The sequence below is a fragment of the Lutibacter sp. genome, assembly GCF_040883305.1.
Taxonomy (GTDB): domain Bacteria; phylum Bacteroidota; class Bacteroidia; order Flavobacteriales; family Flavobacteriaceae; genus Lutibacter.
Genome location: NZ_JBFLKT010000173.1, coordinates 1 through 10,009, shown reverse-complemented (window position 1 = coordinate 10,009; position 10,009 = coordinate 1). Strand labels below are relative to the sequence as shown.

Below are 10,009 nucleotides of genomic sequence, written 5' to 3'. Positions count from 1 at the left end.
AATCAGATAGCTCTTCTGTTTTTTCAATTTCGTATTTTCCAAATGACGATAGAATTCTCTTTAGAATGGATGACAACGGAAATGAATTAAATCATATTTATATGAAAGATTCAACTGGAATAACTGATTTAACTCCTTTTGAAGGGTCTAATTCTAGTTTTTACGGCTGGGCAAAAGATAAAGAAAGTTTCTTTTTTGGATCGAATAAAAGAGATAAACGTTTTTTTGATGTTTATGAAATGGATATCTCAACTTTTGAACCAACATTACTTTTTGAAAATTTAGAAGGTTATAATTTTAATGGAATTTCAAACGATAAAAAATATTTAGCACTTAGTAAAACGGTAAATACAAGCGATAGCGATTTGTTTATTTACAACTTTGAAGACAACTCTTTTACAAAAATAAATGAAATACAAAGTTCAAATGCTGCTGCAGACTTTAGTGTGGACAGCAAACACTTATTCTATACTACAGATGTTGATTCTGAGTTTACGTACCTTATGAAATATGACATTGAAACTAAAACCCGAGAAAAAGTTTTGGAAAAACAGTGGGATATTACTTCAAGTTATTTTAGCGAAAATGGAAAATATCAAATAACTTCAATAAACGAAGATGCTAAAACAAAGGTTTTCATTAATGATACAGAAACAGGAAATGATATAGAGTTACCAACTTTTGACAATGGAAGTGTTATTGGCGTTGGGTTTTCTAGAGATGAAACCAAAATTCGCTTTTATGTTGGAGGCTCTAACTCACCTTACAATTTATATGTTTATGACATTGCAACTAAAAAAGCTCAAAAATTAACTGATGTTTTAAATAAAGAAATTGACCCAACACATATGGTTAATTCTGAAGTAATTCGTTTTAAATCGTTTGATGGCGTTGAGATTCCTGCAATTTATTACAAACCGCATCAAGCAAATAAAAACAATAAAGTTCCTGCTTTGGTTATGGTTCATGGAGGTCCAGGAGGACAATCGGGTCAGTATTACAATCCGCTAGTTCAATATTTAGTAAATCATGGGTATGCAATTTTAGCTGTAAATAACAGAGGAAGCAGTGGTTACGGAAAAACATTTTTTCAAATGGATGACTTAAATCATGGTGATAAAGATTTAAAAGATTGTATTGAAGGAAAAAATTGGTTAGCTGAACAAGAAATTATAGATGGAGAATCTATTGGAATTATGGGAGGTTCTTACGGTGGTTATATGACAATGGCTGCATTAACCTTTACTCCTGAAGAGTTTGACGTTGGAGTTAATTTATTTGGAGTAACAAATTGGCTTAGAACTTTAAAAAGCATTCCACCTTATTGGGAATCCTTTAGAGAAGCATTGTACAAAGAATTGGGAGATCCATATTCGGCTGATTCCGTTAGATTGCGTAAAATTTCGCCATTATTTCATGCTGAAAGTATTACCAAGCCTTTAATTGTATTACAAGGAACTATGGATCCTAGAGTTTTAAAAGTAGAATCTGATGAAATTGTGGCTGCAGCAAAGAAAAACGATGTTCCTGTTGAATATGTGTTGTTTGAAGATGAAGGTCACGGTTTTGTAAAGAAAGAAAACCAGATTACAGCTTATGGAAATATTCTTAAGTTTTTAGATACTTATTTAAAGAAATCTGAAATTCCAGTAAAACAATAAAAATAAAAAAAGCTGTTTTAAAAGTTAACTTTTAAAACAGCTTTTTTCTAACTATTTACTTAACCAATCCAATTTTTAAAATCCCTTACACGTTCACGGCTAACAATTATTTCAGATTCGCTATAAGATTGTAGAATTAATTTTAAACGGCTATTTGTGTAAGAAATGATATCCTTAATAGCATTTATATTAACCACATATTTTCTACTTACTCTAAAAAAGGTTTCTGGTTTCAATTTCTCTTCTAAATTATCCAAAGTATCGTCAATCAAATAACTTCTATTATCTATCGTATGAATATTTGTCGCTTTATTTTCACTGTAAAAACACTCAATAGAAGCTGTTGAAATCATTTTTATATGCTGTCCAATTTTTACAGTAAAACGTTTTTTATAATTATTAGTATTCCCTGAATTATTGGAAATAATATTTTTTAGTTGATTTAAATCAAAAGTTACATTTTCTTTTGTATTGTATAAACTTTTAAATTTTTGTACTGCATTTTCCAACTCATCGGAATCAATTGGCTTTAACAAATAATCTACACTATTTAATTTAAACGCTTTTAAAGCATATTCATCGTAAGCTGTTGTAAAAATAATGGCGCTTTCTATTTCGATTTCATCAAAAATTTCAAAAGACAAACCATCTGATAATTGAATATCTAAAAAAATTAAATCTGGATGCTCATTACTCAAAAACCAGTTTACTGCTTCTTCTACTGAATGCAACATTGTTAATGGTTCAATACTAAGTTCGTTTAACATACGGCTCAATCTTCGAGCTGCTGGTTTTTCATCTTCAATAATAATTACTTTCATATTTTTTTTGAATTGTTGAATTAGGTATAATTTTTAGTTTTAGGTGTTGGTTTAAATCTTAGATTTAGTATATGTTTTAAAACTTTTTAACTTTAGACTTTTTAACTAAAAACCTACTCCCAATATTGCTTTTTATCCTTATCCATTAATTCTTTAATTTTTTTATCTTCCCAAGATTTACCTAAAATAAAGTCCATTCCAAACACACCAAATGCGTGAAAAGCAAGTCCAATTCCCCAGAAAAACATTGTTCCATATGAACTCCAGTCTAATAGAATTCCTACCCCTTCTCCAGATATAATTCTTGCTAAAATTAAAAATGCATTTACACCTAAATAAACAAATAAGTGAACGTAAAAGCCCTTTATTGCCTTCACTTTTTTTTGTGCTCTAATATATTTTTGATTTTCTAAATTATTATTTTCCATTTTTTTTAAAATTTATTATTTAGATCTTTATCCATTAACTCTTTTATTTTTCTTTCTTCCCAATCGTCTCCAAAAAGTATATTTTTTCCAAAGACTCCATAAGCGTGAAAAATCATACCAATTCCCCACCCTAACACTGGCCACCAAAACCAATGATAACCTGGCGATGTCATTAAATTTACAAATATTAAGAAAGGAATTACCAAGCAATAAGATAATAAGTTCCAGTAAAACCCTTTTATTTCGTCAACTTTCTTTTTAGCTCTAATATATTTTTGTTCTTCTGTTAAATTTGTTTTCATAATATATCTTTTAATTTTTTTTGTATTTATTTCATTATTGTTAGCAACTTAAAATTAATTAGTAAAAACCTGCCATTTTAAAAATGGAATAACTATCCTTCTTTTGGTTTCGACTTCGCTCAACCATCATTCCTTTTTCACTTTTCCTTTTTATCTATTCCCAATATTGTTTTTTATCACTTTCCATAAATTCTTTAATTTTTCTTTCCTCCCAATTTCTACCTAAAATTCTGTTGTAACTAAAGGCTTTAAATCCTTGAAAAATCATTCCAATTCCCCAGCCTAGCATTGGAAACCAAAACCAATGAAATTGTGGAACATATTTTAAATTGATGTAAATTAATATAGGAATAACTATAAAATATGCTATTAATGAACTATAAAATCCTTTTATTTCCTCAACTTGCTCAACTGCTCTAAGGTATCTTGTGCTTTCTATATTTTCTGATGTTCTCATAATTTTAGTTTTTTGAGTTAGTAATGGTAATTTTACTGTAAATGTTTCGCCTGTTTTTTCGACAGACACTTTTTTTAAGGTAATTAAATTGTATCGATCAATAATGTTTTTTAGTCCTACTTTTGTTCCTTTTTCTAATACTGCTTTCGGACTATAATTATTTGTGATTACTAAATAACCGTTTTCTTCAACTATTTTAACCGTTAATGGATTATCTTCAGAAACCACATTGTGTTTTATTGTGTTTTCTAATAAAAGTTGAAGTGATAATGGAATAATTTTTAATTCTGAATTACTTGCTTTTTCAGGAATTTCAAATATTACAGCATCTTCAAAACGCATTTTCAACAATTCCATATAGGTTTTTGCAAATAGTAATTCTTCATCTAAATCTATTAAATCTTTATTTTTTTGCTCTAAAACATACCTATAAACTTTAGATAATTTAGTAGTAAATTTTTCTGCTAACTTTGGATTCTCCCCAATTAATGAGGTTAACACATTTAAACTATTAAATAAAAAATGTGGATCTATTTGGCTTTTTAAAGACTCATATTTAGCAGTTTCTGTTTTTGCAACTATCTGTTGCTCAGTTACTTTTTTTTCAGTTAATGCTTTGTAAAAAAATATTGCATGAAAAATAAGACTCACAAACAAGGTAACAACCAACCCAAAAACATAGTAACTTTTTGCGTTTGGATCGTTTAAAAAACTCTCCAAAGGTTTACCTAAAATTACAACTAAAGTAACAAACCTTAGCAAGGTTAAACCCAACATTGTTAAAATTACAGAACCTACTGCTCCAATAATTAATCGTCTTTTTGAAGACTCCTGCCAAGAAAATTTAGTTTCAACATATTTATAGAAAAAACCATTTATTGAAGACAATACAAAAGCGTACATAAAGTGTATTCCAAAGACTTTAAAAAGTTCATTTATTGGCGAATTAAAATCACCTTTAAAAACAAGTCGTTCAATTATAAATAATACGACTGCAATAATTAATGAAATTTTTAAAAGATATTTAATGTTCGTCTTCATCGTAAAGTAAGTTTCTTTTTAATACTTGCAATTTAAAATTTAATTTCTAAAGTTACATCTTTGTTAGTTACTTCAAACTTTGAACTATCAAATTGTGGTGGACCAAAATTCATTGGATTATTAGAAGTTCCATAATTTTCTAAAGGCATTCCATTTTCTTGAAAATCCATACGGCTATTTTCATTTTCATCGTGATAGCAAATAATGGCATATGCTCCTATTGGTACATTTTCAAAAACCACAGTACTTAAACCATTTTTAATTATTGCTGATTGCGCTCTTAAAGGTTGTTGTCTAAAATTCTCTTTATTAAAAAGTGCGAAATTTACAGTTCCACTATCGTTTAAAGCGTTAACAAGAGAAACGGTAATGTTATTTTCTTTGTTTAAATTATAATTTTCAGACCCTTGCGAAAAAATTAATGCCGAAAAAAATAAAGCGACTATTAAAATTAAATGTTGCATAATACGTTATTTTTAAGTTAATATTAATTGTTTTGACATTTCAAAAGTGTGACTTTTCATACAATTTGAAAATTTAAACTTACCGAATTGTATTATTTTAATGATGAACTGTTAGATTTAAAAACCAAATCTCATGTAGCAGTAAGATTTAGACAATTGGCAATTGGCAAAAAACAAATTTCAACTTTCAACCTTTTTAACTTTCACCCCCTTTAACCTTTAAAACTTTGAACTTTTTTAATGCTTCAAGCCCTAAAACCTAACATTCGTCATATTTTAAATTAAAAATCTTTGTAACTTTATAAAACTTTTACAAAAAACGTTAGTATTATGAAAATATATGATGATAAACACATTAAAAATGTTGCTTTTGTAGGCGCAAATAAAAGTGGTAAAACTACATTAGCAGAAACAATGCTTTTTGAAGCTGGCTTAGTCAACCGCCGTGGTAGCGTAGAAAACAAAAATACTGTTTCCGATTACCACGAAATTGAACAAGAAAGAGAAACTTCCATATTTGCCACACCGCTTCACACAGAATGGCGCAATTACAAAATAAACATTATAGACACTCCTGGATTAGACGATTTTATTGGTGAAATCGCTTCAACAATGCGTGTTGCAGATTCCGTAGTTACCGTAGTTAATGCTCAACAAGGTGTTGAAGTAGGTACAGAAATTATTTGGAATTATGTAGATCGATTTTCACTTCCTACCTTGTTTGTTATCAATCAAATTGATAGTCCAAATGCAGATTTTGATGAAAGTTTTAAAAGTATTGTTGATCTAATTGGAAACAATGCTGTAAAAATACAATACCCTTTAGTAGTTGATGGAGCACAATGTATAATTGACGTGCTTAAAATGAAAATGTACAAATTTGGACCTGAAGGTGGAAAACCAGAGAAATTTGAAATTCCTGAAGACCAAAAAGATATTGCAAATGAATTGCACAACGAATTAGTTGAAAAAGCCGCTGAAAATGACGAAGCTTTAATGGAACTTTATTTTGATAAAGGTACATTAAATGAAGATGAAATGAGAGAAGGAATTAAAAAAGGAATGTTAAATCACGAGTTATTCCCTGTGTTCTGTGTTTCTGCATTAAACGACATGGGAACTGGAAGATTAATGGGCTTTATTGATAATGTTGCTCCATCTGCCGCAGATTTGAAACCAGAACAAAGTGTTGAAGGTAAAACGATTGAATGTAAACCTGATGCACCAACATCATTGTTTATTTTTAAAACTTTATACGAACCAAATTTAGGTCAAATTAGCTTCTTTAAAGTAAAATCTGGAGAAATAAAACAAAACGATAAATTAGAAAACTCAAGAAACGAAGAAATTGAAACACTTAATCAATTGTACATCATGGATGGGAAAAACCGTGAGCCTGTAGAAAAATTAAGTGCTGGAGATATTGGAGCAACCTTAAAACTTAAATATACAGAAACTAATGATACGTTAAGAGTTAAAGGCTCTGATATTACAATAAAACCTATTAAATTTCCTGAACCAAGAATTACAAAAGCTGTAAGTGCTATTGATAAAAACGATGAAGAAAAGTTGAATGATGCGTTAAAAAAAATTCATAGTCAAGATCCAACCGTTACAATTCGATATTCAAAAGAACAAAAACAACAAATTTTATCTTGTCAAGGTGAATTGCATTTAGCAACAATTGATTGGACTTTACAAAAAGTTTATGGAATAAAAGCTTCATTTGACCAACCAAAAATAACTTATCGAGAAACAATTCAACGTTCTGCAACCACAAGTTACAAACACAAAAAACAATCTGGTGGTTCGGGTCAGTTTGGTGAAGTGCATTTAAAAATAGAACCTTGGTTTGAAGGTATGCCAGAACCTGAAGGTTTTAACATTAGAGGGAAAGAAGAGGTAGCTTTAGATTGGGGCGGTAAATTAGTTTTTTATAACTGTATAGTTGGTGGTGTTATAGACACACGCTATTTACCATCTGTTTTAAAAGGCTGTTTAGAAGTTATGGAAGAAGGCCCATTAACCGGATCATATGCCAGAGATATTAGAGTAATGGTATTTGATGGTAAAATGCACCCTGTAGATTCTAATGATATTTCCTTTAAAATTGCTGCTGCGCATGCATTTAAAGCTGCCTTTTTAAATGCAAAACCTAAACTTTTAGAGCCTATTCAAGAGTTAACTGTTAAAGTTCCTGAAGAACTTATGGGTAATGTTATGACAGATTTACAATCTAGAAGAGCTATCATTTTAGGGATGGATAGTGAAGGGAAATACCAATCTATTAAAGCAAAAACTCCTTTAGCAGAAATGTATAGATATTCAACAACTTTACGCTCTATTACACAAGGTAGAGGTAGTTTTAGTACCAAATTTTCTAATTTTGAATTAGTTCCAAATAATGTTCAAGAAACATTGATAAAAACTGATGCTTAAATAAGAGAACATATTAATATAGTAAAAAAAGACTCGTTATTTTTTAATAACGAGTCTTTACATTAGTAGTAATTCGATTAATACTTATTCAATTCAATCAATTCTAATTATACAATTTATTTAGTTGGTTTAATTCCTAAAACTTAGTACATAAATATTAATCATTGCTAATTTAGTATTTTTTTTAGACAAAACAATACAAACTTATTAACAATTAGCATTTTAAATACATTATATTCACTTTTTAATGATATTTGTTGCATAAAGTTTAATATAAAACAGCGTATTATTTTCTAATTAAGTTCGTTCAAAATTTTTTATCTTTGCAATTCAAAAAATTACACAGTGGTGGGTTACATAATTTTAACTTTAAAAGTTACAATTTAAGTGACGAATAAAAAAACAACAATATATTCTCCAAATAGATGAAATTATTATTTATTACGCTAGCTTTATTAGGATTAGGAGTTGCTGGAATTGCAATTAAATTATGGGCAAAAAAAGATGGTAAATTTGCAGGAACTTGCGCTAGTCAGAATCCCCACCTAAATAAAAATGGAGAACCTTGTGGTTATTGTGGTAAAGCAGCTGACGAATGTAAAAACAGATAACACATGCTCGAATATCTCTTTATTGCTTTTATAGTAATTTTTTGTATTCAATGTGTTTTCTACCTCGTTATTTTTGGAAATTTTGCTCTTTCAAAAACAATAATTCAAAATAAAAATTTTAAGCAAGCTGTATCAGTTATTATTTGTGCAAAAAATGAAGCTGAAAATCTTAAAAAAAATATTCCATATTTTCTAGAACAAGAGTATATTAATTTTGAAATTGTTCTTATTAATGATGCTTCTAGAGACGCTTCTTTAGAAATAATGGAACAATTTAAAAGTAATCATCCGTCAAAAATTAAAATTGTTGATGTCGCTCCAAACGAACAATTTTGGGGAAGTAAAAAGTATGCCTTAACCCTTGGAATTAAAGCCGCTTCTAACGAATATTTATTATTCTCTGATGCCGATTGTAAGCCTGTTTCAAAAAATTGGATTCAAGAAATGGTTAATAATTTTTCCAATAATAAACAGTTGGTTTTAGGTTATGGTTCCTATACAAAAATTAAAAATTCATTTTTAAATAAACTCATCCGTTTTGAAACACTAATAACCGCTGTGCAATACTTTTCATATGCAAAAATTGGCATTCCTTATATGGGTGTTGGACGCAATTTAGGGTACACAAAATCAACCTTTTTTAATGCAAATGGCTTTGTTAATCATATGCACAGAATTAAATCTGGAGACGATGATTTATTTATAAACCAAGTTGCAACTAAAAATAATACTACCTATTGTATTTCAAAAGATAGTTTTACAGAATCTTCACCTAAAACCTCTTTTAAAAACTGGCTTCAACAAAAAAGAAGACATATTTCAACAGCATTGTACTACAAAACTATTCATAAATATTTATTAGGTTTATTTTTTAGTTCACAATTACTCTTTTGGCTATTAAGTATTATATTATTATGTTTTCAATTTAACTTAGTTTACATTTTATTAATAATAGTTTTAAGACAAATATTCTTTTTTCTTTCCATAGGTTTTTCTGCAAAAAAATTAAATGAAACAGATTTAATTCTATTTTTACCTTTTTATGAAATATTTTTAATTATCATTCAAATGCTTATCTTTATAAAAAATCTTATTTCAAAACCCACACATTGGTAAATAAAAATATTGATATTACTGAATTAATTGAAAAAGCTCGTAAAAAAGATCAAAAAGCTTTTAATACATTACTAAACACTTATTGGAGTGATGTTTTTAGATTTCAACTCTCTAAAACAGAAAATGAAGATGAAGCTGAAGATATTACTATTAAAACGTTCTCAAAAGCTTTTGATAAAATTCATCTTTATAACGAACGCTATAACTTTAAAACTTGGTTAATTTCGATTTCTAAAAACATTTTTTTAGACCATTTACGCAAACAAAGAACCACTACTATTTCAATAAACAAGAAAGAATCTGAAGCTTATAAAATTTTTGATGAAACTCCTTCTGCTGAAGATCAATTGATTAATGAGCAAAATTTAGCTCAACTATTAAACTACTTAAAACAGCTAAAACCACATTATCAAGAAATAATAAATCTTCGTTATTTTAGAGAGATGAGTTATAGAGAAATGGCAGATAAATTAAACGAGCCAATGAGCAACATAAAAGTTAAACTCCTAAGAGCCAAAAAATTATTAGCTGAAATTATTGAAAAGTCATCGAAAAATGATTTCAAAAATAAATAATTGGCTAAAAAGATTAGGTCCAGGATTGCTGTTTGCCGGTGCAGCAATTGGAGTTTCACATTTAGTGCAATCTACCAGAGCTGGAGCCGAGTTT

At 28.6% G+C, this 10,009-nt stretch carries 10 protein-coding genes; 5 read left to right on the top strand and 5 right to left on the bottom strand.

The annotated features are described in order from the left end of the window. A partial coding sequence (locus tag AB1Z17_RS05605; protein WP_368050816.1) for an alpha/beta fold hydrolase occupies window positions 1-1,661 on the top strand: 1,661 nt, incomplete at its 5' end. A 59-nt stretch (window positions 1,662-1,720) separates the two neighbouring features. On the opposite strand, the gene AB1Z17_RS05600 is transcribed toward AB1Z17_RS05605, so the two are convergent. From AB1Z17_RS05600 to AB1Z17_RS05580, 5 genes are all read right to left on the bottom strand, one after another. Beyond that, on the bottom strand, window positions 1,721-2,482 hold the full coding sequence (locus tag AB1Z17_RS05600; RefSeq protein ID WP_368050815.1) for a LytR/AlgR family response regulator transcription factor: 762 nt from the start codon (window positions 2,480-2,482) through the stop codon (window positions 1,721-1,723). 113 nt (window positions 2,483-2,595) lie between these two features. After that, window positions 2,596-2,910 carry a 2TM domain-containing protein gene (locus AB1Z17_RS05595; protein ID WP_368050814.1) on the bottom strand — a complete coding sequence of 105 codons (315 nt, stop codon included), beginning with the start codon at window positions 2,908-2,910 and terminating at the stop codon, window positions 2,596-2,598. 5 nt (window positions 2,911-2,915) lie between these two features. Further along, complete coding sequence (locus tag AB1Z17_RS05590; protein WP_368050813.1) at window positions 2,916-3,212, bottom strand: 2TM domain-containing protein; 297 nt, start codon at window positions 3,210-3,212, stop codon at window positions 2,916-2,918. A gap of 154 nt (window positions 3,213-3,366) precedes the next feature. After that, entirely contained in the window at window positions 3,367-4,710 is a 1,344-nt protein-coding gene (locus tag AB1Z17_RS05585) for a 2TM domain-containing protein (RefSeq protein WP_368050812.1), read from the bottom strand. A 32-nt stretch (window positions 4,711-4,742) separates the two neighbouring features. Next, on the bottom strand, window positions 4,743-5,174 hold the full coding sequence (locus AB1Z17_RS05580) for a DUF2141 domain-containing protein (RefSeq protein ID WP_368050811.1): 432 nt from the start codon (window positions 5,172-5,174) through the stop codon (window positions 4,743-4,745). A 330-nt stretch (window positions 5,175-5,504) separates the two neighbouring features. On the opposite strand from AB1Z17_RS05580, the gene AB1Z17_RS05575 reads away from it, so the two are divergent. The 4 genes from AB1Z17_RS05575 (at window position 5,505) to AB1Z17_RS05560 (ending at window position 9,915) form a co-directional block, all read left to right on the top strand. Then, window positions 5,505-7,613, top strand: a complete 2,109-nt coding sequence (locus tag AB1Z17_RS05575; RefSeq protein WP_368050810.1) for an elongation factor G — start codon at window positions 5,505-5,507, stop codon at window positions 7,611-7,613. A gap of 425 nt (window positions 7,614-8,038) precedes the next feature. Further along, entirely contained in the window at window positions 8,039-8,224 is a 186-nt protein-coding gene (locus AB1Z17_RS05570) for a membrane or secreted protein (RefSeq protein ID WP_368050809.1), read from the top strand. 3 nt (window positions 8,225-8,227) lie between these two features. Next, window positions 8,228-9,340 (top strand): glycosyltransferase, encoded by a 1,113-nt coding sequence (locus AB1Z17_RS05565; protein WP_368050808.1) that lies wholly within the window; start codon window positions 8,228-8,230, stop codon window positions 9,338-9,340. Then, the gene (locus tag AB1Z17_RS05560; protein WP_368050807.1) at window positions 9,334-9,915 is read left to right on the top strand and encodes an RNA polymerase sigma factor; all 582 of its coding nucleotides are present in this window, start codon (window positions 9,334-9,336) and stop codon (window positions 9,913-9,915) included. Before AB1Z17_RS05565 ends, AB1Z17_RS05560 begins: the two co-directional genes overlap by 7 nt. The last annotated feature ends 94 nt before the right edge of the window (window positions 9,916-10,009 follow it).